This window comes from Pseudoalteromonas sp. S554, from assembly GCF_005930865.1.
Lineage (GTDB): Bacteria > Pseudomonadota > Gammaproteobacteria > Enterobacterales > Alteromonadaceae > Pseudoalteromonas > Pseudoalteromonas marina.
Window position 1 is genome coordinate 14886 of record NZ_PNDV01000022.1, and the last position, 25410, is coordinate 40295.

Genomic DNA, 25410 nt, shown 5'->3' on the forward strand with positions numbered 1-25410 from the left:
CGCATAACCTCTAACTATTGTTGATCCAACAAATTGTATTTTTTTAGATACCCACGTAATTGATGATACGTTAAACCAAGGACTTCTGCAGTTTTCTTTTGATTAAATTGGCTGTGCTCAAGCGCTTTGTTAATCATATTTATTTCAAATTCATTTGAGCGTTCTTTTAAGCTACAAGGAAATTGAATATTGGCTTCAACTTTTTGCTCAGAAACGTTTACAGGCGCTGCAACAGAAACAGGCTCAGCACTAACATGTTGAGTGGTTATTGGTGCTTTAATACGCGCTTTAGGTCTAAATGGACTTTCGAATGGGTCTAAAATAATCTGGTGAACGGGAATATGTTCACTTCCGTGGCGATATAAGCTACGTTCAACCACATTTTTAAGCTCACGAATATTACCAGGCCAGTTATACGATAAAAGCGTTTCTGTAGCGCTTCGAGTAAACCCGCTGAATAGCTCCCACTCTAAATCGCGTGCCATGTTCATCGCAAATTGCTCTGCAAGCAGCATAATATCGTCTTGACGTTCACGCAGTGGGGGAAGCGTTATTACATCAAATGCTAATCTATCAAGTAAATCACTTCTAAACTCACCTTGTTCAGCAAGGTGTGGTAAGTCTTCATTGGTGGCGCATACTAGGCGAGTATCTACTTTTACAGTTTGCTTGCCGCCAACACGTTCAAACTCACCATACTCTATAACGCGTAGGAGTTTTTCTTGCACCATGGCGGATGTATTTGCTAATTCATCCAAAAATAGTGTACCGCTGTTAGCTCGTTCAAAACGGCCTTCGTGACGTTTACTGGCCCCCGTAAATGCGCCGCTTTCATGACCAAACAATTCACTTTCGAGCAGGTTCTCGTTCAATGCAGCACAATTTAGTTTTACGTAGTTTTGATCCCAACGTTTAGATAAAAAATGCAGGCGGGCAGCTATAAGCTCTTTACCTGTGCCTCGTTCGCCAATAATAAGCACCGGCTTATCTAGATTAGCTAGTTGCGATACTTGATCCAAAACAGATAAAAAGCTGTCTGATTGGCCCAGTAAATTGTCTTGTTGGCGATATTGGCTCATATTCCCTAAGTCTTAGTCATTTTTACTAACTGTTAGTGTATTTCATAATTATGAATAACTAAAGTAATTTGTATATTTAGTTTAACTTAATGAAAATACAGTGTATTTTAGTTTTTAAAAAGTTGGCAAGCATATTGATACTAGTTAAAGCAGACTAACTAAGTTTTAATTACAGAGGTAAATGTTATGGGAATTTTTTCACGTTTTGCAGATATTGTTAATTCTAATATCAATGCCATTTTAGATAAAGCAGAAGACCCAGAGAAAATGGTGCGTCTGATTATCCAAGAAATGGAAGATACACTAGTAGAGGTTCGCTCTACGTCAGCTAAAACTCTGGCAGAGAAAAAAGAAATTGTTCGCCGCCTAGATACACTTAAAGTTCAAGTAAGTGACTGGCAAGAAAAAGCTGAGTTAGCACTTAGTAAAGACCGCGAAGATTTAGCTCGTTCAGCATTGCTCGAAAAGCAAAAGTCGGCAGATGCAGTGACGGCTGTTGAAGGTGAACTTGAGCATGTAGAGTCTCATATTGAGAAGCTTCAGCAAGAAGTGACCACGTTACAAGAAAAGTTAGCTGATGCTAAATCACGTCAAAAGGCAATAATTCTTCGTCAGCGTTCAGCTGAGTCGCGCCTAGAAGTGAAAAAAGCACTTGATAGCTCGAAGGTAGAAGATGCACTTAATCGCTTTGAACGTTACGAAACTAAAATTGATGGACTAGAATCTCAAATAGAGTCTTACGATTTAGGTAAGCAAACGTTAGCAGACGAAATTGCTGATTTACAAAAAAATGAAAAAATTGATGATGAGCTAGCTGAACTTAAAAAGAAGCTTGCTGATAAGTAATTTACGCAGGGGCATGTAATGTGCCCCACTGCTTAACAAATTTGAACGGATTGTCAGGAGAGGGTTATGTTTGATCCAGAGATACTAGTTGCACCATTTATCTTGTTTATGATTTTTGTTGCGCCACTGTGGTTAATTTTACACTACCGTAGCAAAAAACAAGTAAGCCAAGGGTTAAGTGAACACGAACATCGCCAGTTATTAGAACTAGCACACAAAGCTGAACGTATGGCTGATAGAGTCGAAACACTTGAAGCATTGCTAGACCAAGAGTCACCACAATGGAGACGCAAAGTATGAATGCCAAACGCGAATTATTAAGAGACCCACAACGCGGTAAAATAGCCGGAGTATGTGCGGGATTAAGTGACTACTTTAATATGGAGTTATGGTTAGTTCGCATTATATTTGTTAGTGCGGTACTGCTAGCAGGTGGCCCATTGTTTGTGGTAGCGTATATTGCAGCGTGGTTTATATTAGACAAAAAAGAGCCAACGACTGCACATGCGAGCAGCTCAACAAAAGCTGACGATCCGTTAGAGGTAAAATTTAAAGTATGGCAAAAGGGTGAGCCACCGCGCCGCGCTTTACAAGATTTAAAAGAGCGTTTAGCGCGAGTAGATACACGCCTTCAGGATATGGAACGCCATGTTACCTCAAGCGAGTTTACGGTAAGCCGTGAAATCAACAAACTTTAAAGGATTTAATAGCACTTTGTTCGGTGATTAAGCATCAATGAAGTGCTAGCCCATTATGAGTCGTACTTCATTTGCTAAAAAGACCTTTAAAAGTATTAAAGGCAATGCCCAAAAAGCCCTTCACCGTAGTTTAGATCAGCATGTAAAATTGGCTGTAACTGGGTTAAGCGGTAGCGGTAAAACCGCCTTTATTACAGCTCTAGTCAAGCAGTTAACTACACAGGCTAACGATAAAAACCTTCCTTTTTTTGATGTAATGCGAGAGCAGCGCCACATAGCCACTAAAGTTGTACCGCAAGAGGCGTTAAAGGTCCCAACTTTTGACTATCCGCGAGCACTCAATGCTTTACTCCCAAGTGATGGGATGCCTACATGGCCTGCATCAACCGAGCGTATTAACACCTTGCGTTTGGCTATTAAATACCAAAGTGCCTCAGGGTTACGTGGGCATTTTTCGCCACAATCTACGTTGTATTTAGATATTATTGACTACCCTGGTGAATGGCTACTTGATTTACCTATGCTTGAGCAAAGCTATAGCCAGTGGTGCGAGCAACAATATCCGCTGTTATTACAGCACCCGCGTGTGAACACCTCTAGTGAATTTTTAAATGCGCTTGATCAGCTTGATTTAAACGCGCCTGTGGATGAGAGCGTACTTGCGAAAATTGCTGAACTTTATCAACATATGCTTGTGGGTCTCAAGAAAGACACCAAACTAGCTATGTTACAACCTGGGCGAATGCTTATGCCTGGTGATTTAAAAGGCGCGCCGCTATTATTGTTTTTCCCTGTTAATTTTAAGCAGGTTAATAGCGATGATATTATTGCTGGGTCAAATTTAGAGCATCTCATTAAGCGCTTTAATGCCTATGTAAAAGAAGTGGTTAAGCCTTTTTATAACGAGCACTTTAAACATTTTGACCGCCAAATTGTGTTAGTTGATGTATTAAGTGCTTTAAACGAAGGCCACGAAACACTACAAGAGCAAAGTAGCGTAATCAACCAATTACTCGCTCACTTTAATTACGGCGAATCGGGCTTTTTTAAGCGTTTATTTAAACCCAACATAGATAAAATACTCTTCGCGGCTAATAAGTCAGATCACATAAGTGCCAAGCACCACAAAGACTTAGCACTTCTACTTGATTCGCTAGTGCATGAGCAAACTAACTATTTAAAATTTGATGGCGTACAAATAGAAACCATGGCTATGTCGTCAATTACTGCAACGCAGCCGCGCCAAGTTACCGATAAAGGCCAAACACTAGAGTGTATTTACGGCAAGCCACTTAACGAGCAAGATTGGCTAACCTACTTACCCCCACAACCACCTAACCGCATGCTTAATAAAAATGAGTGGCCAGCGCAGGGTTTTGAGTTTTTGTCGTTTGCGCCTATGCCAACCCCCGACAAGCAACTTAAACATATTCGCCTTGATCATGTGATGCAGTATCTATTAGGAGACAAATTATCATGAGCGACACACAGCAAACTTTTCAAGCAGGTAGGCGAATTGATACCCAAGCAGATGAGCAGGTTGAGCCTACGCTTGCTCCTGCAAAAATAATTACTCAGGGTCAAAGTGAATACATTGAAGAGCCTGATGAAGAGTTTATTGAAGATGAAATAGACCTAGAGCCGGTATATAAAAAGTCAAAATGGCAAACGCTTAAAGGTGTGTTTGCCATAAGCTTTTTAGTACTGGTGTTACTTGAATTTGCTTATTCATTAGTATTTGCATTTCAACAGTCGATTGTTTTAGGCGGTGTGTATTTAACCGCAGTGGTAAGTGGTGTGCTTCTTATTGGGCGCATGTTATGGCGCGAATATAGAATGTTGCGCAGCCTTAAGCGCAATCAGTTACACCGCCAAGAAGCCGACAGGCTCTTAAATAGCGAGCAAGTAGGCGGCGCATTACCGTGGCTTAAAAAACTAAACAAGCACCAAAAGCTTAATAATTTTGACAGCTTTAAAAAGCAAGTTGCACTGCATCACAGTGATAAAGAAATAATGACCCTTTACGCAAATAGCTTGCTTATAACGCAAGACACGCAAGCTAAAAAGCTTATAAACCGTTTTGCAACAGAGTCAGCTTTATTAGTTGCACTGAGCCCCCTTGCGCTGGTGGATATGATGGCTGTGCTTTGGCGTGGTACTAAGTTAATTGAGCAAATAGGTAAAATTTATGGCATTGGTTTTGGTTACGCAAGCCGCATTAAGCTTTACCGTATGCTTATAAAACAAGTTATGTTTGTAGGCAGTGCAGAGCTTATCTCTGATTTAGCAGCCACTGCTCTCAGCGCAGAATTGCTTGGTAAGCTATCTGGGCGAGCCGCACAAGGTGTGAGTGCAGGGATTTTTACAGCGCGAATTGGCTATAAAGCAATGGAGTTAAGTCGCCCACTGCCAAAACTAGAACACAAGCGCAGCCTGTTGAAAGGGACCGTTCAGAGCATTGCAGGTAAAATTTTAAAACGAGGAAAAACAGAGCCCACACAATAACATGGAAATATTTGTGTACAGGTAAATGGGTAAACTTTGCACAAATAGCCATCTGAGCATCCGGCATGCTTGTGATTTAAACTGTGGTACGTTTTTATCTATGTCACTAACAACACATAATAAAAATGAGCACAAAGATAATGACCAAGCATCATCTTCATACACAATGTATCCATGGCCCGCAAAAAGCAAACGACCCGCATGGCGCACTTACGTCGCCTTTGTATCAAACCTCAACCTTTCATTTTGAAAATGCAGCACAAGGTGCCGCACGTTTTGCAGGTGATGAACCTGGTTATATTTACACCCGTTTAGGTAACCCAACGACCACCGAACTTGAACAAAAGATAGCACAGCTAGAGGGCTGCGAAGCCGCTGCGGCAACGGCTACAGGCATGGGCGCTGTGTCGGCATCGGTATTGAGCTTTTTATCACAGGGCGACCATCTTGTAGCATCAAGTGCATTATATGGTTGTACGTTCGCGTTTTTTGCACACATGTTACCGCGTTGGGGAATTGAAGTTACTTTTGTTGATATGACCTGCGAGGACGAGCTACGGGCTGCCATTAAACCTAATTCCAAAATGATATTTGTAGAAACACCAATAAACCCAACAATGGCTGTGATTGATTTAGCACTTATTGGCGCTATTGCTAAACAGCACAGCTTAATTAGCGTGGTAGACAACACCTTTTTAACGCCATTGCTGCAATCACCAAAACAATATGGCATTGATATCATTATGCACAGTGCAACCAAATACATAAATGGCCATGGCGATGTGGTGGCAGGACTTGTGTGTGGATCGCTTGAGCATATTACCTTGATAAAAATGACCGTACTAAAAGACATTGGTGCAACCATAAGCCCACACGATGCATGGCTTATAAATCGCGGATTAAAAACCTTAGCCATACGCATGGAGCGTCACTGTCAGAGTGCACAAACAGTGGCTGAATACCTAGAGGCGCATCATAAAGTTAATATTGTTTATTACCCCGGGCTTAAATCACACCCAGGAAATAAATTTATTGGTAATCAAATGAAAGCTGCAGGTGGCGTGATTGCGTTTGAAATAAAAGGCACTTTACAACAAGGTGCGCAATTTATTGATAGCATGAAGCTTTGTACACTTGCTGTAAGCCTAGGCGATGCCGAAACACTGATTCAGCATCCTGCGTCTATGACCCATTCTCCTTATTCACCAGAAGAGAGAGCTGCCGCTGGTATCAGTGACGGGTTGATCAGGCTCTCTGTTGGGCTTGAAGATGTTAACGACATTATTAGTGATTTAGACCAGGCGTTTACTCAAATCTTTTAGCTGTATTTATTTGTTTACACTTAATGCTGCACTTAAAGCCTTTAAATGTGAGGTTGTAACTTTAATGTGTCACATGTGTAATTTTAACTTTACGAATGAGGTAATCGCGCCAAGTACAGATGTTAGCTTGTCTATTAAACTTTTCTTCACTTTTACATAGTATGGGGTCACTCGATATTCAATAGGTTTGAGTATCACACTGACACCGATTTAGGGCTCACAACCCAGAAGGTACTTATGGCTAAAGCAAGTAAATACACATCCAAAACACCAGACGAAAATGGTGTTATACATTGGAGTGATGAAGAAAATAAAATTTGGTCTGAGCTTGTAGCACGCCAACTTGCGTGCATAGAGGGCAAGGCCTGCGATGAGTATATGGAAGGACTTAAAAAAATAAATCTTCCACACGACCGTATACCGCAACTAAGCGAGCTTAACGAGGTACTTCTTGCCACCACCGGTTGGCAAGTAGCGCCTGTGCCTGCACTTATCGATTTTGATGAGTTTTTTAGGTTGTTAGCAAATAAGCAGTTTCCGGTTGCCACGTTTATTCGAAGCCGTGAAGAGTTTGACTATCTTCAAGAGCCAGATATTTTTCATGAAATATTTGGCCACTGCGCTATGCTAACAAACCCTGATTTTGCCGAGTTCACACACAAATACGGGCAATTAGGGTATGCAGCGCAGAAAAAAGATCGTGTTTACCTAGCACGCATGTACTGGTTTACCGTTGAGTTTGGTTTAATGCAAACCGAAAACGGCCTGCGTATTTACGGTGGCGGAATTTTATCAAGCCCGGGTGAAACGCAGTATGTGTATTCAGATACACCAGAAATAACGCCTATGAGCGTAATTGATGTACTGCGAACGCCTTATCGCATTGATATTATGCAACCGCAGTACTACACCATTAATTCGATTCATGATCTGTTTGATATATCGCAAATGGATATTATGACTTTGGTTGAGCAAGCTAAAGAGCTTGGCTTGCATGACCCAAAATTTCCACCAAAAGAAAAATTAGCCAGTTAACTTTAATTTAAAAGAAACGCTAAAGTAAGGATTTAAAATGTCTTCATTAAGTGAACAAAAATGCGAAGCTTGCCACGTAGATGCACCAAAAGTGTCTGACGAAGAGCTTGCACAGCTTATTACAAAAATACCAGACTGGGTACCAGAAGTACGCGACAGCATTATGCAGCTAGAGCGTGTTTATAAATTTAAAAACTTTAAACAAGCTATCGCGTTTACTAACAAAGTAGGCGACATGGCAGAAGACGAAGGCCATCACCCTGGTTTATTAACCGAGTGGGGCAAAGTAACTGTAACGTGGTGGAGCCATTCAATTAAAGGCTTGCACAAAAACGACTTTATTTGCGCAGCTAAAACAGACGACGTATTTAACGCGCTGTAATTAAAAAATTAATTGAGCAAACCTAAAAGCACTTATTTTTATAAGCGCTTTTTTATTGGTGTTGGTAAACTATCACCCTTTATTAAAATTGTTACGACAAAAGCATATGGATAACAAAACGAATATTTACCATGTAATTATCTTCTTAGGTTGATTGTTTTGTGTCCGAGAATAATATAGGCTGTAAATGAAAGGATAGTTACATGCCAAAAAAACTGCAGCTGATTAACCCTGATGGACAGGCTAACTTTGGTTTATTCCCACAGGGGATTGAGCATATTAATTACTTAGATTTTGATTTAAGAAACGCAATGGATAAGCCATGCGGTAAACTTGCAAAAAAATTTAAGTTTAACCAGTTTCAGTTTATAAGCATTACTTGCGATGAATTAGTTATTGGGCTTGCAATCGTTGATTTAAAAATTGCCAGCAACTGTTTTGTTTATGTTTACAATTTAAAAACAGAGCAGTTAGACGAGCACAGCTTTGTAAATTTATTTTCTAAAAACACATTAATTGAGCCGCTGCCAAATTCTGGCAATAGTTATTTTAAAAAGGGTGATAACAGCGTTTACGTTAATACCACAGATAGACCCGGTGAACGAAAGGTAACAGTTAAAATAAGTACCACGCTGATCCTTGATGCAATAATTAACGAGTCAGATAATTACCTTCCTTTGAGTGTATGTGCTCGAGCTGGTTATGTTGGTTTTCATTTCACCCAAAAATCAGCCGCGCTAAATTGCTCTGGCACGCTTCTATTAAAAAATACCCGCTACGATTTTAGCCATATGAACGCATTGGCCTGTGTAGATTGGAGTGCAGGCTATATGCGTCGTGAAACATTTTGGAATTGGGCAAGCCTTGCCTGCAAATTACCTGATGGACGCTACTTGGGATTAAACCTTTCAGCAGGTGTAATTGAAACAGGATTTACTGAAAATGCTATTTGGCTTGACGGAAAGCTATACAAAATTGATATGGTTGATTTTAAGTTTAATCGTTATGGTAACGAAATTGATTGTGACAAGTGGGAACTCCACTCAAACGACGGCCTGATTAATCTTACTTTTGAACCTGTAAGCCAACGTTTTGATAAAACTAATTTACTCATTGTGGCCACGAATTTCACACAAAAAATCGGTCGTTATTTCGGTCAAATAACGCTTCCTAATGAAGTGATAACACTCAACGGGCAGTGGGGCTTAGCAGAAGATCACTATTCAAAATGGTAGATGTAGCTTTTGGGAATTAACGTATATAAACGAACGCTTTAAAAGAATGTAAGGCTCTAAATCTAAAAAGGTTCAGAGCCTTATTTTTTCATCAATAATTTATACTAATGCCATTGTTTTCTATTTAATCATCAATCGAGCGAAGTAGGGCGTTGATGCCTACTTTTTCGCGTGTTTGTTGATCTACTTTTTTCACAATGATTGCAGCGTAAAGGCTGTGTGTGCCATCTTTTGATGGTAGTGCACCTGGTACAACTACTGCGCCTGCAGGTACGCGGCCGTAGTGAATTTCGCCGGTTTCACGGTCGTAAATACGAGTGCTTTGGCTGATATAAACCCCCATTGAAATAACAGCGCCTTCTTCTACTACCACACCTTCAACAATTTCAGAACGTGCGCCAATAAAACAATTGTCTTCAATGATGGTTGGGTTAGCTTGTAGTGGCTCTAAAACGCCGCCTATGCCAACGCCGCCAGATAAGTGTACGTTCTTACCAATTTGTGCACATGAGCCAACAGTGGCCCATGTATCAACCATGGTGCCCTCGTCAACGTATGCGCCAATGTTTACGTACGAGGGCATAAGTACGACGTTTTTACCTACAAAGCTGCCTTTACGTGCTACTGCGTTAGGCACTACGCGCATGCCGCCTTGTTGAAATTGCTCTGGCGTGTAGTCGCTAAATTTAAGCGGTACTTTGTCGTAAAACTGATTAACGCCGTCGTTCATTGGTTGGTTGTCGCGAATACGAAAAGATAGTAAAACTGCTTTTTTAAGCCATTGGTGTACAACCCATTCGCCTGATATTTTTTCAGCAACACGCGCGGCACCGCTATCAAGTAGTTCTAGCGCGTCAATAATAGCTTGTTTTACATCGCTAGATACAGTGCTTGGGCTAATGTTGTCGCGGTTATCCCATGCGTTTTCGATCATTGTTTTTAAATCTGACATGTGTGTCCTCTTATTCTGTTTCGGCGTTGAATTTTTTACGTAATGCCTGATGAATTTTTGCTTGTTCTTCATCAGTCAGGGCTTGGTATTCGTTATTTGATACGACAAAGAAATCCTCTGCACGTTCACCTACCGTTGTTATGCGGGCTGCATGAATATGGAGTAAATGTGCTTGGAAAACTTCGGCTATTTTGGTTAGTAGACCGGGTATATCAACCGCTTGTATTTCAATTAAGCTGCGATCTTTTCTGGCATGTGGGCGCAGCACAATTTTGGGTTTGATATTAAAGTCTTTAAAACGTTGTGAGCGACTCTTTTTAAAGCGAATTTTTTTACGCGGGTCATTAAGTGCTTGCTCAAGGCCGCGTTTAATCGATTGCGCGCGGCTACTTGCGATAGGGTCGCCGCTGACTTCAAGAATAACAAAGCTAAACAGTACATAACCGTCTTTGGTGGTCAGTACTTGTGCGTGTTGGATCTGTGCCTTTTTAGTACCAATTATGTTTACTAAACGGGCGAATAGGGCACCCGAGTAAGGACTGTAAACAAACACTTGCGTGCCGCCGTGCATAGGCGCATTCGACACAATTACACTCGGTTGACTTAAATCGGTGCTATTTACTAAATGCTCGGTTTGCCACGATATTTGCTGCTCGCTAAATGCAGTAAAGTAGTTTGCTTTAAAGCGGCTCCAAATTAAGTCAATTTTTTCTTCAAGGTACCCTAAATTAAGCAGGCGTTGTTTTGCTTGGTGCTTTTTATCACGAATTTGGTCGCGTTGGTCCATTGGGTTTTCAAGGCCCAAACGCAATGCACGTTGTGTGTGCAAATAAAGTTCGCGCAATAAGGTGTTTTTCCAATCGTTCCATAGGTTGTCGTTAGTGGCACGAATATCTGCCACAGTTAAACAATAAAGGTAATCGAGTTGGCGCTCTGTTTTTACACGTGTTGCAAAGTCTTTGATTACTGTAGGGTCGTTTATGTCTTTTCTTTGTGCAGTTACCGACATAAGTAAGTGATTACCAACAAGCCATGCGATAAGCTTGCCATCGGATGATGAGAACCCATGTAACTTAGCAAATGCAATAGCATCGACCGACCCTAGCTCTGAGTGATCGCCACCACGGCCTTTCGCAATATCATGAAAAATACCGGCTAAATATAAAAGCTCGGGTTTATCCATTCGGGTGACTATTTCACTACAAATTGGAAATTCACTCACGCCCGTTTTATCAAAGTATTGGTAAATATTATTGATTAACTTGTGGGTGTGCTCGTCTACCGTGTAGGCATGAAATAAATCAAACTGCATTTGCCCAAAAATATTACGCCATTGCGGTAAGTATGCTGCCAGCATGCCGTGCTTATGCATTAATGTGAATGCGCGGCCCATACCGTTAGGGTGTTTTACCAAGCGTAAGAAAGCTTCACGGCAGGCCGCGTAATCTTGCAGGTCACCCAACAAACGACGGCGTACTTGGCGAATAGTGCGTATAGTGCTTGGGTAAATATGGGTAATTTCTGGATTTTCAGCAATGTGCTCAAACAGAACAAAAAGTTGATCGCGCCTAAAAAATACAGATGGGTCTTTAACACGAATTTGATGGCCAACACGCTCAAAATTTCTGTCGAGTACCTCAACAACGGCTTCGCTGCTTAGTGGCGAAATGCTTTGCTCAAAATACGAAAGCAGCATCTGATTGAGTTCGCGTACACGGCTCATTATACGAAATAAGCGCTTCATCATACGTTCAACCGACGCTTTACCATCGCTACCAAAGCCAAGTATTTCTGCAGCGAGGGGTTGGTGATCAAATAGTAAACGGTTTTCTGATCGTCCTGCGGCTAAGTGCAGGGCAAAGCGAATGTTCCATAGGTTTTCTAAACACTCTGAAAGCTCTTGAAACTCTTCATGGGTTAAGTAGCCATGGTTTATGAGCTCTTGGAGGGTTTCGGCTCTAAAATGCTTTTTGGCTACCCAAATAATAGTTTGTAAATCGCGAAGACCGCCTGGGTTTTCTTTTATGTTTGGCTCTAAGTTGTACGCTGTTCCGTGACATTTACGGTGACGCAAATTTTGCTCTTGTACTTTGGCTTCAAAAAAGTCGTTAGAGCCCCATACTGGCGTTTCGAGTATAAAGTTTTTAAGCTTTTCAAACTCAATATGGTTACCAAAAATTAGTCGGCTTTCGAGTAAGCTGGTGGCAAAAGTGACGTCTTCGCGTTTTTGCTCTATTGCTTGATCAATTGTACGAACGCTGTGGCCAATCTCTAAGTTAAGATCCCACAGCATAGTGACAAATTGACCTATTTTTTCACATACCGCTTCATTTGGTTGCTCTGTTACAAGCAGTAAGAAGTCGATATCTGAATAAGGGTGAAGCTCACCCCGTCCGTAACCGCCTACGGCAATCAGCGCTAAATCAGGCTCATGAGATAGATCATAAACATGAAATAATTTGATCAACAGGCGGTCGATAAACTCAGCCCGGGCATTAATTAAATTACCAACTGGTTGTTTTGAAAATTCGTTATGCAACCATTTGTAAAAATAGCTGGAACAATCGCGATAGTCACTTAGTTGCTCAGCATCGCTAAGCAACTTTTTTACTTTGTTGGGTAATGCCACGTGGGCTGGCTCCTCATTGAACCTTCCACATTGATAAACGTACTATCAACTGCGTAGGTTTATTAGTGTTCGATAATCCTGTCGATAGTATCATCTGATCGTAGCGTTAAAATTTCAACACCATTTTCAGTCACTAATAACGTGTGTTCCCACTGTGCAGACAAACTGCGGTCGCGTGTTACAACCGTCCACTCATCTTTAAGCAGTTTACATTGGCGCTTGCCCGCATTAACCATTGGCTCAATAGTTAAACACATACCCGCTTTTAATGTTTCACCGGTACCGGCTTTACCGTAATGCATAACCTGTGGTTCTTCGTGAAATTCGCTACCAATACCATGGCCGCAATATTCACGTACTATTGAGTAGTTGAAGCTCTCGGCGTATTTTTGAATTGCTTCGCCAATATCACCTAAACGTACACCCGGCTTTACCATTTTAATGGCAAGATATAAGCTTTCTTGTGTTACTTCAGCCAAACGCTTGCCTTGAATGTTTGGTTTACCTACGTGAAACATTTTAGATGTATCGCCGTGGTAGCCATCTTTGATAACAGTGATGTCGATATTTACGCTGTCACCTTCTTTTAACGGTTTGTCGTTAGGAATACCATGACAAATTACATGGTTAACAGAGGTGCAAATTGATTTTGGAAAACCATGATAGTTTAAAGGAGCAGGGACTGCTTTTTGCTCGTTAACAATATAATCATGACAAATAGTATTTAGCTCATCAGTGGTGATCCCCGGCACGACATGTGGGCCGATCATTTCAAGTACGTCTGCTGCTAAACGCCCAGCTACACGCATTTTCTCTATTTCTTCAGGGGTCTTGATAATAGCGCTCATTGAGGCTCCAAAGTTGCGTTTCTAACATTTTATCGCTGCATAATTTTTGCACGCGATGTTGAGTATTTAATTTTAATATGGTATAAAGCGCGCCGTCTTTTTACAAATAAATTCTTAAATGATTTTTTGTATTTAAGGCAAACACAATTTGATTTTAACACACACACGTATCGTCACATACACTTGGGTGCATTAGAAGTTTAAATACTTCGGTGTTGGTGCTATGGGATATGTGGAGGCCTAACCCTAAACAACTATAGAGGATCTATAAAATGGCAAACGTTTCAATGCGCGACATGCTTCAAGCTGGTGTTCACTTTGGTCACCAAGCACGTTACTGGAACCCTAAGATGAAGCCTTTCATCTTCGGCACTCGTAACCGTGTACATATCATCAACCTTGAGCAAACTGTACCAATGTTCAACAACGCACTTAAGTTTTTAAGTGGCGCTGCTGCAAACAAAGGTAAAGTTCTTTTCGTTGGTACTAAGCGCGCAGCAAGCGACGCAGTTAAAGAAGCTGCTATCGCAAGCGATCAGTTTTACGTTAACCACCGCTGGTTAGGTGGCATGTTGACTAACTGGAAAACAGTACGTCAATCAATCAAGCGTCTTAAAGACCTTGAAATCCAAAGCCAAGACGGTACTTTCGAGAAATTAACTAAGAAAGAAACGTTAATGCTTAACCGCGAAATGGAAAAGCTTGAAAAGAGCCTTGGTGGTATCAAAAACATGGGCGGTCTTCCAGACGCGATCTTTGTTATCGATGCTGACCACGAGCACATTGCTATCCGTGAAGCTAACAACCTAGGTATTCCAGTTGTTGCAATCGTAGATACTAACTCTAATCCAGACGGCGTTGATTTCATCGTTCCTGGTAACGATGATGCTATCCGTGCTGTAACCCTTTACACTAGCGCTGTTGCAGCTGCTATCACTGAAGGTCGCGAGAATAACATCGTTGCTCAAGCTGAGAATGACGATTTCGTTGAAGCTGAGTAATTAGCTGTCATCAAGTCTTCATCTTAATAGGATGAAGACTTGCTATTCTTGTAGAGCGGGTAACCCGCTTATCTAAACCAGATTTCAGATTTGAGGATTTACTAATGGCTGTAACTACTGCCCTAGTTAAAGAATTACGCGAGCGTACAGGCGCTGGCATGATGGATTGTAAAAAAGCGTTAACTGAGACTGATGGTGACATCGAGTTAGCGATTGAAAACATGCGTAAGAGCGGTGCTGCAAAGGCTGCTAAAAAAGCAGGTAACATTGCTGCTGAAGGTACTATCATCATCAAGCAAAATGCAGGTGTTGCGGTACTTGTTGAAGTTAACTGTCAAACAGACTTCGTTGCAAAAGATGTAAGCTTCTTAGCATTTGCTAACAAAGTTGCTGACGCTGCAATCGCTGAAACAATTTCTATCGAAGACTTACAAGCTAAGTTTGAAGAAGACCGTGTTGAGCTAGTAACTAAAATTGGTGAAAACATCAACGTACGTCGTCTACAGTACATCGCTGGTGAAAACCTAGTTGAGTACCGTCACGGTGAGCGTATTGGTGTTGTTGTTGCTGGTGTTGCTGATGAAGAAACACTTAAGCACGTTGCAATGCACGTTGCTGCTTCAAGCCCTGAGTACTTAACACCTGCTGATGTTCCTGCAGATGTTGTAGAAAAAGAGAAGCAAGTTCAAATCGATATCGCGATGAACGAAGGCAAGCCTGCTGAAATCGCTGAAAAAATGGTTGTTGGTCGCATGAAGAAGTTTACTGGTGAGGTTTCTCTTACTGGTCAAGCATTCATCATGGAACCTAAAAAATCTGTTGGCGATGTTCTTAAAGAGAAAAACGCAACAGTTACTGGCTTCGTACGTGTAGAAGTTGGTGAAGGTATCGAGAAAAAAGAAGAAGATTTTGCTGCTGAAGTTGCTGCTCAAATTGCTGCTGCTAAAGGTGAGTAAGATTGACTAACTGTGAAGGACAAGGAAATTAGATGCAATTAAAGTACTATTTGCTTTTGCTTCACGCTTAGAAATTCTTTAAAATAACCGCGCTTTTATGTTTAACATAAGCGCGGTTATTTTTTATCCATAATTCAATAAAAGTTGGCCCCAAAACTATGACTATCAATCGCAAACCTATTTTTAGACGTGTTCTTCTCAAATTAAGTGGTGAAGCTTTAATGGGAGACGAAGGCTTCGGCATCGACCCTAAAGTTTTAGACCGTATGGCACAAGAAATTAAAGAGTTAGTAGAGCTCGACGTAGAAGTGGGTTTAGTTATTGGCGGCGGTAATTTTTTACGCGGTGGGTCATTAGCTGAAGCGGGTATGAACCGTGTAGTAGGCGATCACATGGGTATGCTTGCAACGGTAATGAATGGCCTTGCAATGCGTGATGCGCTGCATCGTGCTTTTGTAAACTGTCGATTAATGTCTGCTATTCCACTTAATGGTGTATGTGATGCATACAACTGGGCTGAAGCAATAAGCTTATTAAAAACTGGCCGCGTTGTTATTTTTGCAGCGGGTACGGGTAACCCGTTTTTCACTACAGATTCTGCTGCGTGTCTACGTGGTATTGAGATTGAAGCTGATACAGTAATTAAAGCAACAAAGGTTGATGGCGTATTCAGTGACGATCCTGTGAAAAACCCAGAAGCGACACTTTACCGTCACTTAAGCTACAATGAAATTATTGATAAAGAATTAAAAGTTATGGATTTAGCGGCATTTACTTTAGCCCGCGATCACAATATGCCATTAAGCGTATTTAACATGAATAAATCAGGCGCGTTAAAACGCGTAATTATGGGTGAAGAAGAAGGAACACTTATCTCTTCACAAGCCTCAGATGAAGTAATCAAATAATTAGGATTGAACCGTGATTAACGATATTCAAAAAGATGCGCAAGCGCGCATGCAAAAGAGTGTAACAGCACTAGGTAGCCAACTTTCTAAAATTCGTACTGGCCGTGCTCACCCTGCAATTTTAGATGGCATTATGGTGTCTTACTACGGTGCTCCTACACCGTTAAATCAAGTTGCAAATGTAACAATTGAAGATTCACGTACGCTTGCCATTGGTGTTTTTGATAAGTCATTAGCACAAGCCGTTGAAAAAGCGATTATGGCGTCTGACTTAGGTTTAAACCCTATGTCGGCTGGTACAGTTATTCGTGTGCCACTTCCTCCACTTACAGAAGAGCGCCGTAAAGATTTAATTAAAATTGTACGTGGCGAAGTTGAAGGCGGCCGTGTTGCTGTTCGTAATATTCGCCGTGATGCTAATGGTGATATTAAAGCACTATTAAAAGATAAAGATATCTCTGAGGACGAAGCGCGCCAAGGCGAAGATGCAATCCAAAAGTTAACAGATAAATTTATCAAAGAAATGGACACTCAATTAACAGCGAAAGAAGCTGAATTGATGGAAATCTAAACAGCTAAATAAGCTGAGCTAGTGTATACAAATATATTAGTTTTGAAACGCCGTCTGGGTTATACTAGGCGGCGTTTTTTTATGGAATACTCGATATTTATGGCTTTAAACGCTGATACAATTTCACAACAATGTTTACCTAAGCATGTTGCTATCATCATGGACGGGAACGGGCGTTGGGCGCAAGCTAGAAATAGGCCTCGTGTGTATGGGCACAAAAAAGGCGTGGACGCTGTTCGTCAATCTGTTCAGTTTTGTACTAAATTAGGCGTACAATCGTTAACCTTATTTGCATTTAGCAGTGAAAACTGGCGCCGCCCTGAAGACGAAGTAAATACGTTAATGGAGCTTTTTTTGTTTGTATTAACAAAAGAGGTTAAAAAGCTTCACAAAAACAATGTAAAACTAACCATCATTGGAGACCTATCTCGGTTTTCTGAAGGGTTGCAAAACAAAGTACATAGTGCGCAGCAACTGACAGAAAATAACACAGGGTTGTGTTTAAATGTGGCTGCCAATTATGGTGGCCGTTGGGATATGGCAAACGCGGCTAAACAACTCGCAATGCAAGTTGCAAGCGGTGACATTGACGCACAAGATATTACTGAAGAGCGTATTGCGCAGCATATGAGCATGGCCGATCAACCTGAACCCGATTTACTGATTCGAACGGGGGGCGATGTTCGCATTAGTAACTTTTTACTATGGCAAGCAGCTTACGCAGAACTTTACTTTACCGAAACACTTTGGCCTGATTTTAATGAAGCAGCATTTGCTGAGGCCATTGCGTGTTACGTTGCTAGAGAGCGACGATTTGGTTGTACGGGCGAACAAATAAAACAATTACTCGCTCAAACCTAAATAGATTAAGGGTCACAATTTTGTTAAAACAACGCATTTTAACCTCGCTAGTGTTAGCACCCGCAGCGCTTGCCTTGGTTTTTTATACACCATTGACGTTATTTAGTTACTTTGCCGCCGCCATCGTTTTAATGGGCGCTTGGGAGTGGTCTGCTTTTATGGGGCTATGTGACAAAATAAAAAGAGGCGCCTTTGTTGTGCTTGTTGCAGCTTTACTCGCTGTGCTTAATTTACACTGGCCGATAGAGTCGCTTTGGCAAAATGGTCAGCTAGTGGGCGATGCTAATTATTTATTTACTTTGGCGTTTGCATGGTGGATTGTTGCTAGTTACTTAGTATGGCGTTATCCAGCAATGGCAAAAGCGTGGAATGAAGGGCTAGTAATGCGTGGCATTGCAGGGCTTCTGACTTTAGTGCCGTTATGGCTTGCGCTCAATACGCTTCGTAGTGCGCAATACCTTGAATCTACTCACTTTGGCTCTATGCTGATTTTGGTTGTATTAGGTATTGTATGGAGCGCTGATATTGGTGCGTATTTTACAGGTAAAAGTTTTGGTAAACACAAGCTTATGCCAAAAGTAAGTCCAAATAAAACAATTGAAGGCCTTGCCGGTGGTATTGTTGCATCAGTATTATTTGTTATGGCGTTTTGTCACTTTACCGACGTGGATTTAGCCGTATGGCCGATTTACGCCATTATGACGGCATTTATAGCGCTATTTTCAGCAATTGGCGATTTACTTGAAAGTATGTTTAAACGCGAAGCAGGCCTTAAAGACAGTGGTAAATGCTTACCTGGGCATGGCGGTATTTTAGATCGCATTGACAGCTTAACAGCAGCCGCGCCTATGTTTGTAATGTGTTATGCATGGACTTTAAGTTTATGAGTCATAAGCAGCAGCTAGTTATTTTAGGTGCTACGGGGTCAATTGGTTTAAGTACACTTGATGTTGTAGCAAAAAACAGTGATTTGTTTGATTTATTTGCTTTAACAGCGGGTCAAAATGCAAAAAAAATGGCTGAGCTTTGCATTAAGCATTCACCCCTTTATGCTGTCATGGCAACACAAAGTGCAGCAGAAGAACTGTCATTGCATTTAAAGGGTACAGCGTGCCAAACTCTGATTATGCATTCACAACAGGCAATGAGTGATTTATGTGCGCACCCTGATGTAGATATAGTTATGTCTGCCATTGTTGGAGCCGCAGGCTTGTTACCTACACTCAGTGCGGTTGAAGCAGGTAAAAAAGTGTTGCTTGCGAATAAAGAATCGCTGGTTATGTCGGGCCAATTGTTTATTGATAAAGTTAAAAAGCACAAAGCAACTTTACTGCCAATCGACAGCGAACATAACGCTATTTTTCAGTGTCTACCTCACTCACTACAAAATGCTCAAAGTGATAAAAACCTGCAAGATAATGGTGTCAGTAAAATCTTACTTACCGGTTCAGGCGGTCCATTTTTAACGCGTGATATACGTACTTTAAAAGATGTCACCGTTAGTGAAGCGGTAGCTCATCCTAATTGGTCTATGGGTCAAAAAATCTCAGTAGACTCCGCAACTATGATGAACAAAGGCCTTGAGTTTATTGAAGCCAAGTGGCTATTTAACTGTAATAGCGATGATATTGACGTTGTTATTCACCCTCAAAGCATTATTCACTCAATGGTTCAGTATCATGATGGCTCAATTTTAGCGCAAATGGGTAATCCTGATATGCGTACGCCTATTGCCCATGCATTAGCGTTCCCAAAACGAATTGACGCAGGTGTTAAACCGCTTAATTTTTCTGATATTTGTGATTTTTCGTTTACCAAACCTGACTTTACCCGTTACCCTAATTTGCAACTTGCTATTGATGCATGTTCGGCGGGGCAGGGGGCAACGACGACCGTTAATGCTGCAAATGAGATAGCTGTTGCTGCATTTTTAAAAGGTAAAATTGGTTTTACAGATATTTATAAAATTAATGCGCAAACCTTAGAGTCGGCTCAATACACCAACGTACAGAGTTTAGATGAAATATTACAATGCGATGAGCTTGCACGTGTCAACGCAACTCAGTTTATAAATAAAGTGGCTCATTAGTATGTTTGATTTTATTTGGAATCTTGGCTCATTTATTTTGGCATTAGGTATTTTAGTTACTGTGCATGAGTATGGCCATTTTTGGGTAGCACGAAAGGCGGGTGTTAAGGTGCTACGCTTTTCTATTGGTTTTGGTAAGCCCTTAATTAAATGGCACGATAAATACAATACAGAATATGTTATAGCAGCTATTCCACTAGGTGGATATGTCAAAATGCTTGATGAGCGTGTGGACGATGTTCCAGCAAATCAGCGACATTTATCGTTTAACTCAAAGTCAGTACAAGCACGTATTGCCATTGTTGCAGCTGGGCCTATGGCAAATTTTTTGTTTGCTATTTTTGCGTTAGCGGTTATGTACATGGTGGGTGTGCAATCGGTAAAACCAATCGTAGGCAGCATTACTGAAGGGAGCCGAGCAGAGCAAGCCGGGCTTATGCCGAGCCAACACATTATTAAAATTGGTGATGATAATATAACCACGTGGCAAGACGCGACGTTTGCTTTTATGTCGCGATTAGGTGAAGAGCGCGTAGAGATTACAGTTCGCGATGAAAACTTACAAACACGAGTCAAAACGCTCAATATTGATGGTTGGAAGCTCGACCAACAAGATGTTCCTCCACTAACCTCTTTGGGTATTGTACCCTTTAGGCCACAAGCCACATTAACGGTTGCGGCGGTGACTAAAAATTCAGCAGCAGAACAAGCAAATTTGCAAGTTAACGATACTATTCTGGCTGTAAACGGTGAAACTATAAGCAATTGGCCGCAATTAGTTAATGTAATTACGCAATCGGCTAACAAATCTTTACAATTTAGTGTAAAAAGACAAGATAGTATAAAAAGCATAAAAGTGACCCCACAAGGGCGTGTTGGCAACAATGGTATAGAACAAGGTTTTTTAGGTGTAGCACCTGTTGTTCAGCAATGGCCAGAGGGGTATGTACAATCCCGAAGTTTTGGACCACTTGATAGTATTGTTCGCGGTACAAAAGAAACCTGGCGGTTGATTACGCTGAGTTTTGACATGATTGGTAATTTAATTACAGGTCAGGTTTCGGTTAAAAACTTAAGTGGTCCTGTTGGTATTGCAGTGGGAGCGGGGACTAGCGTAAGCTATGGTTTAGTTGCTTTTTTAAGCTTTTTAGCCCTGATAAGCGTTAACTTGGGCGTATTTAATTTATTACCTCTGCCAGTGCTTGATGGTGGACACTTAATGTATTACATAATTGAACTTTTTCGTAAAAAGCCGGTCTCTGAAAAGACGCAAGAATTTGGTTTTAAAGTGGGAGCGTTGCTACTCATTTTTCTAACATGTTTCGCTTTGTTCAATGATGTATCGCGTTTGTAATTACAGCGCAACATTTACTAATTAGAACACGATTGTAACGCACCCGTATTTTAGGTGTTAAGCGGTAATACAGTTGTAAAGGATAAAGATAATAAAATGGCTATAAAAAAACATTTGGCAGTTTCAAGTTTATTGGGTGCAAGCTTTGCCGCCCTAGGCCAAACTTCCTTTATTGTTGAAGACTTGAAAGTTGAAGGCTTACAACGCGTAGCACTTGGTGCTGCATTGACTCATATTCCTATTAACGTAGGCGATAATGTAGATGACTACACAATTTCAAAAACAATAAAGTCACTTTATCGTTCTGGTCACTTCGACAACATCAAAGCATTACGTGATGGCAACAACGTTATTTTTAAAGTAACAGAGCGCCCAACAATTAGCTTTATTGAGTTTGAAGGCAATAAAGATATCAAAGATGAGCAACTTAACGAGTCGCTTGATCAACAAGATATTCGCCAAGGCGAACCATTAGATAAAACCGTAATTGATAATATTGAAAAAGGCTTAGTAGAGTTTTTCCATAGTATTGGTAAATACAATGCAACGGTTGATATCAGCGTTACTAAATTGCCACGTAACCGCGTAAAACTTAAACTGGAGTTTGATGAAGGTGATGCCGCGTCTATCCGCCAAATTAACTTAGTGGGTAACGAGCTTTTTTCTAACGAAGAATTATTAAAACTTGCTGAGTCTCAGCAAGATTTACCTTGGTGGCAATTTATGGGTAGCGACCGCTACCAAAAACAAACCATTGAAGGTGATTTAGAAAAAATCCGCAGCTTTTATTTAGACCGTGGTTACTTACGTTTTAATATTGATTCGACGCAGGTATCGGTAAGTCCAGAGCGTGAGTCTGTATATGTTACGGCCAACCTCACCGAAGGCGTTAAATACAAGGTTAAAGGCTTTGATTTTATTGGTGACTTACTCGGTCGTGAAGATTTAATTAAAAGTGTTATCCCACTCAGAGCTGGTGAGCTTTACAATGGTTCTGTTGTAACATCTTCAGAAGAGTTTATTAAAAGTTATTTAGCACGTTTTGGTTATGCAAATGCTGAAGTGCGCACAATTCCAGAAATTGATGACGAAAAGCAAGAAGTTCAGTTAACTTTATCTGTTAACCCAGGTAAGCGTGTTTATGTTCGTCGTATAATTGTTGGTGGTAACCAAAACACCGCTGACGAAGTATTGCGCCGTGAAATGACGCAGCTAGAAGGTGCATGGTTATCAAACCAAAACCTCGAGCGTTCAAAGCTACAAATTCAACGTTTACCGTACATGGAAACTGTTGATTTTAATGTAGTCCCCGTGCCAGGTGTAGACGATCAAGTTGACGTAGATTTCACAGTAAAAGAACAATCAGCCGGTAGCTTTAATGCGGGCCTTGCTTATGGTTCATACCTAGGTCTACAGTTTAATATTGGTGTGACTGAATCTAACTTCTTAGGTACAGGTAACCAAATTGGTTTAAATTTAAATACTTCTACTGGCTCTGAAAGTGTCAGTTTATCGTATACCGACCCTTATTTTACACCAGATGGTGTTTCACAAGGCAGCAGTATTTTTTACCGAAACTACGACGCAAGTAAGTTTAGTCTTGTAGATTACAAATCAAAAAGTTATGGTTTAGGTACAAATATTGGTTTTCCAATTGATGCAATCAACCGGGTTAATTTTGGTGTTCGTTGGATAAAAGAAGAGCTGTCAGATATTGCCGAGTACGAGCAAACGCGTGTATTACGTGAGACATTTTTTGACCCTGAACACCCTGATGCAGGCTTTGACTTTACCAAATATGAATTAAGTGTTGGTTGGTCACGTATAACGGTTAACCGTGGTTTATTCCCGACAGCGGGTTCACGCCAAACGTTAAATTTAACGGGAACTACACCGAACTCAGATTTAACTTTCTTCAAGCTTAATTACGATTCACGCTTTTATTGGCCAATATCTAACGACCATCGCTGGGTTTTCTCGGCTCGTGCGGCGCTTGGTTATGGTAATGGTTATGGGTCAACAAATGGATACGATCAAACGCTTCCATTCCAAGAGTTCTTCCGTATTACGGAAATGGAACTACGTGGCTTTGACCGTAATACAATATTGCCACAAGCTGTGTCACGTATTGCAACGACGATTCCTGGGACACTAAACCCAGATGGTTCTACCTCAGGTCCTATCAATAGTGCGTCGGAGTTTGACCAGTTAATACCACAAGGTCGAATTGGTGGTAACGCCAAAGCGGTGGCAGGTATGGAGTTAATCGTTCCTACACCGTTTTTGGATGAAGAAAACACAAGTTCAGTGCGTACCAGCTTTTTTGTTGATGCTGCGAACGTATGGGACACAGAGTTTAGCGTAGACCGTTATCAAAACTTACTCGTAGACCAACGCAATAAGCTGGATGATTATTCAGATCCTATGCGTTTTAGAGTATCGACCGGTTTATCATTACAGTGGATCTCTCCAATGGGTCCAATGCTGATTAGTTTTGCGTATCCATTGCAAAAAGAAGAAGATGACGATACGAAGACCATCAGTTTTAATATTAGTAACACTTTCTAAAGGAGTTTTTTATGACTAAATTATTTAAATCAACGGCAGTGGCTGTTTTAGCAACGTTAATGATGGGTACTTCTGCTAGCGCTCTTGCGCACAAAGTAGGTGTTGTAGATATGCAAGAAATCTACAAGCAAATTCCTCAAATGGCTAAAATTGAGCAGTCACTACAAAGCGAATTTGCTGAGCGTCGCCAAGAGCTTGAAAAGTTACAAGGTGATATTCGCTTTGAAGCTGAGAAGTTTAAGCGTGAGAGCACAACGATGAGCCAAGCTCAAAAAGATGCACTACGTGATAAAATTCAAGGTATGCAAAAAAACCTTGCTGAAGTAGGTCGTCCTTTAGAGCAAGAAATCAAAGCTCGCCAAAACCAAGAGCTTGCAAAAGTTCAGGGCTTAATTATTAAAACAATTGAAGAGATTGCTAAAGACGGTGACTTTGATGAAGTTAAAGTAAAAGACACTACAATTTACTTCAACCCTAAAGAAGTAACAGACCTTTCATCTAAAGTAGTAACAGCTGTTAGCAAGAAATAATCACTCTATGCAAAATTATACGCTTTCGCAAATTGCGGAACTTCTAGGCGCCGAACTTCAGGGTGATGGCGCTTTAGAAATAACAAAAATAGCGACACTTGCAAATGCCCGTACTGGGCATATTGCATTTTTAGCGAACTCAAAATATCGTGTTCAACTTGAAGCCACTCAAGCCAGTGCTGTTATCGTTAACCAAGCAGATGCAGCGCATTTTAATGGTAATAAAGTGATTGTTTCAAATCCGTATGTCAGTTACGCAAAGCTTGCGCAATTTATGGATACAACACCACGTTCTGCCTCTTTGGGTATTCATCCAAGTGCAACAATTCACCCTAGTGCAAATATAAGTAAAAGTGCTGCTATAGGCGCTAATGCTGTTATAGAGGCTGGTGCAGTTGTTGGTGATAACGCGCAAATTGGTCCGAACAGTTTTATCGGAGAACGTGTTAAAATAGGTGCTGGGACAAAGCTTTGGCCTAGTGTGACTATTTACCATGACGTTGAAATTGGATCGGATTGTTTGTTCCAGGCAAATAGTGTTGTTGGTAGCGATGGGTTCGGTTATGCAAATGAGCGTGGGCAGTGGCTTAAAATTCCTCAGCTAGGCTCTGTGATCATAGGCGATAAAGTAGAAATAGGCGCCAGCACTACAATTGACCGTGGTGCACTTGATAATACGATTATTCATAGCAATGTGATTATTGATAATCAATGTCAAATAGCACACAACGTTGAAGTTAACTCGGGCACAGCAATTGCTGGCTGCTCTGTTCTTGCAGGTAGTGTTACCATAGGTAAAAACTGCCAAATTGGTGGTATGACTGCAATTAATGGTCACATGTCAGTATGTGATGGTGTTATAATTACGGGTATGAGCATGGTGACAAAATCAATCACCGAACCCGGTATTTATTCATCAGGTATGCCCCATACAACTAACAAAGAATGGCGTAAATCAATTGCTCACTTGCGTAATCTATCAGACATGAAGTCTCGTTTGAAAGCGCTTGAAGCACTGGCTAAGTCATAAACGTTGAACAC

The 25410-nt window shown here is 41.0% G+C and carries 24 protein-coding genes; 20 read left to right on the forward strand and 4 right to left on the reverse strand.

The window, feature by feature from the left end; all coding sequences use genetic code 11:
- Positions 1-14: 14 nt before the first annotated feature.
- Entirely contained in the window at positions 15-1079 is a 1065-nt protein-coding gene (gene pspF, locus CWB65_RS05420; protein WP_008126638.1) for a phage shock protein operon transcriptional activator, read from the reverse strand.
- A 186-nt stretch (positions 1080-1265) separates the two neighbouring features.
- Between pspF and pspA the strand changes: the two genes are divergently transcribed.
- The 9 genes from pspA to CWB65_RS05465 all read left to right on the forward strand — a co-directional run bounded on the left by pspA (position 1266) and on the right by CWB65_RS05465 (position 9102).
- Complete coding sequence (gene pspA, locus CWB65_RS05425; protein WP_006793648.1) at positions 1266-1925, forward strand: phage shock protein PspA; 660 nt, start codon at positions 1266-1268, stop codon at positions 1923-1925.
- Positions 1926-1991: 66 nt separating this feature from the next.
- Positions 1992-2225 carry an envelope stress response membrane protein PspB gene (gene pspB, locus CWB65_RS05430; RefSeq protein ID WP_006793647.1) on the forward strand — a complete coding sequence of 78 codons (234 nt, stop codon included), beginning with the start codon at positions 1992-1994 and terminating at the stop codon, positions 2223-2225.
- Entirely contained in the window at positions 2222-2623 is a 402-nt protein-coding gene (pspC, locus tag CWB65_RS05435) for an envelope stress response membrane protein PspC (RefSeq protein ID WP_006793646.1), read from the forward strand. The genes pspB and pspC overlap by 4 nt, the downstream gene beginning before the upstream one ends.
- A gap of 55 nt (positions 2624-2678) precedes the next feature.
- Positions 2679-4103, forward strand: coding sequence for a YcjX family GTP-binding protein (locus tag CWB65_RS05440; protein WP_008126642.1), 1425 nt, complete (start codon positions 2679-2681; stop codon positions 4101-4103).
- Positions 4100-5128 (forward strand): TIGR01620 family protein, encoded by a 1029-nt coding sequence (locus CWB65_RS05445; RefSeq protein WP_008126644.1) that lies wholly within the window; start codon positions 4100-4102, stop codon positions 5126-5128. Before CWB65_RS05440 ends, CWB65_RS05445 begins: the two co-directional genes overlap by 4 nt.
- A gap of 140 nt (positions 5129-5268) precedes the next feature.
- Complete coding sequence (gene megL, locus CWB65_RS05450) at positions 5269-6450, forward strand: methionine gamma-lyase (protein ID WP_008126646.1); 1182 nt, start codon at positions 5269-5271, stop codon at positions 6448-6450.
- 237 nt (positions 6451-6687) lie between these two features.
- A complete protein-coding gene (gene phhA / locus CWB65_RS05455; RefSeq protein WP_008126648.1) occupies positions 6688-7485 on the forward strand; it encodes a phenylalanine 4-monooxygenase in 798 nt (265 codons plus the stop codon).
- Positions 7486-7522: 37 nt separating this feature from the next.
- Positions 7523-7867, forward strand: a complete 345-nt coding sequence (locus CWB65_RS05460) for a 4a-hydroxytetrahydrobiopterin dehydratase (RefSeq protein WP_008126650.1) — start codon at positions 7523-7525, stop codon at positions 7865-7867.
- 203 nt (positions 7868-8070) lie between these two features.
- Complete coding sequence (locus CWB65_RS05465) at positions 8071-9102, forward strand: DUF2804 domain-containing protein (protein WP_008126652.1); 1032 nt, start codon at positions 8071-8073, stop codon at positions 9100-9102.
- Between the two features lie 124 nt (positions 9103-9226).
- On the opposite strand, the gene dapD is transcribed toward CWB65_RS05465, so the two are convergent.
- The 3 genes from dapD to map form a co-directional block, all read right to left on the reverse strand.
- Positions 9227-10054 carry a 2,3,4,5-tetrahydropyridine-2,6-dicarboxylate N-succinyltransferase gene (dapD, locus tag CWB65_RS05470; protein ID WP_138740106.1) on the reverse strand — a complete coding sequence of 276 codons (828 nt, stop codon included), beginning with the start codon at positions 10052-10054 and terminating at the stop codon, positions 9227-9229.
- Between the two features lie 10 nt (positions 10055-10064).
- Positions 10065-12683 (reverse strand): [protein-PII] uridylyltransferase, encoded by a 2619-nt coding sequence (gene glnD, locus CWB65_RS05475; RefSeq protein ID WP_008126657.1) that lies wholly within the window; start codon positions 12681-12683, stop codon positions 10065-10067.
- A gap of 62 nt (positions 12684-12745) precedes the next feature.
- Positions 12746-13531, reverse strand: coding sequence for a type I methionyl aminopeptidase (map, locus tag CWB65_RS05480; RefSeq protein WP_006793637.1), 786 nt, complete (start codon positions 13529-13531; stop codon positions 12746-12748).
- 272 nt (positions 13532-13803) lie between these two features.
- Here map and rpsB point away from each other — a divergent pair, with 272 nt between their 5' ends.
- The 11 genes from rpsB (at position 13804) to lpxD (ending at position 25399) form a co-directional block, all read left to right on the forward strand.
- On the forward strand, positions 13804-14532 hold the full coding sequence (gene rpsB, locus CWB65_RS05485) for a 30S ribosomal protein S2 (protein WP_006793636.1): 729 nt from the start codon (positions 13804-13806) through the stop codon (positions 14530-14532).
- 104 nt (positions 14533-14636) lie between these two features.
- Positions 14637-15488: a translation elongation factor Ts gene (gene tsf, locus CWB65_RS05490; protein WP_006793635.1), complete on the forward strand. Its 852-nt coding sequence runs from the start codon at positions 14637-14639 to the stop codon at positions 15486-15488.
- Between the two features lie 158 nt (positions 15489-15646).
- Entirely contained in the window at positions 15647-16396 is a 750-nt protein-coding gene (pyrH, locus tag CWB65_RS05495) for a UMP kinase (RefSeq protein ID WP_006793634.1), read from the forward strand.
- Between the two features lie 49 nt (positions 16397-16445).
- A complete protein-coding gene (gene frr / locus CWB65_RS05500) occupies positions 16446-16967 on the forward strand; it encodes a ribosome recycling factor (RefSeq protein ID WP_282447153.1) in 522 nt (173 codons plus the stop codon).
- Positions 16968-17048: 81 nt separating this feature from the next.
- Positions 17049-17828 (forward strand): undecaprenyl pyrophosphate synthase, encoded by a 780-nt coding sequence (uppS, locus tag CWB65_RS05505; protein WP_008126663.1) that lies wholly within the window; start codon positions 17049-17051, stop codon positions 17826-17828.
- Positions 17829-17848: 20 nt separating this feature from the next.
- Positions 17849-18715 (forward strand): phosphatidate cytidylyltransferase, encoded by an 867-nt coding sequence (locus CWB65_RS05510; RefSeq protein ID WP_006793631.1) that lies wholly within the window; start codon positions 17849-17851, stop codon positions 18713-18715.
- On the forward strand, positions 18712-19917 hold the full coding sequence (ispC, locus tag CWB65_RS05515; RefSeq protein ID WP_033024913.1) for a 1-deoxy-D-xylulose-5-phosphate reductoisomerase: 1206 nt from the start codon (positions 18712-18714) through the stop codon (positions 19915-19917). Before CWB65_RS05510 ends, ispC begins: the two co-directional genes overlap by 4 nt.
- Position 19918: 1 nt before the next feature.
- A complete protein-coding gene (gene rseP / locus CWB65_RS05520; protein ID WP_008126669.1) occupies positions 19919-21271 on the forward strand; it encodes a sigma E protease regulator RseP in 1353 nt (450 codons plus the stop codon).
- Positions 21272-21367: 96 nt separating this feature from the next.
- Positions 21368-23839 (forward strand): outer membrane protein assembly factor BamA, encoded by a 2472-nt coding sequence (bamA, locus tag CWB65_RS05525; protein WP_008126671.1) that lies wholly within the window; start codon positions 21368-21370, stop codon positions 23837-23839.
- Positions 23840-23850: 11 nt separating this feature from the next.
- On the forward strand, positions 23851-24369 hold the full coding sequence (locus tag CWB65_RS05530) for an OmpH/Skp family outer membrane protein (protein ID WP_006793627.1): 519 nt from the start codon (positions 23851-23853) through the stop codon (positions 24367-24369).
- 7 nt (positions 24370-24376) lie between these two features.
- Positions 24377-25399 (forward strand): UDP-3-O-(3-hydroxymyristoyl)glucosamine N-acyltransferase, encoded by a 1023-nt coding sequence (gene lpxD / locus CWB65_RS05535; RefSeq protein WP_006793626.1) that lies wholly within the window; start codon positions 24377-24379, stop codon positions 25397-25399.
- The last annotated feature ends 11 nt before the right edge of the window (positions 25400-25410 follow it).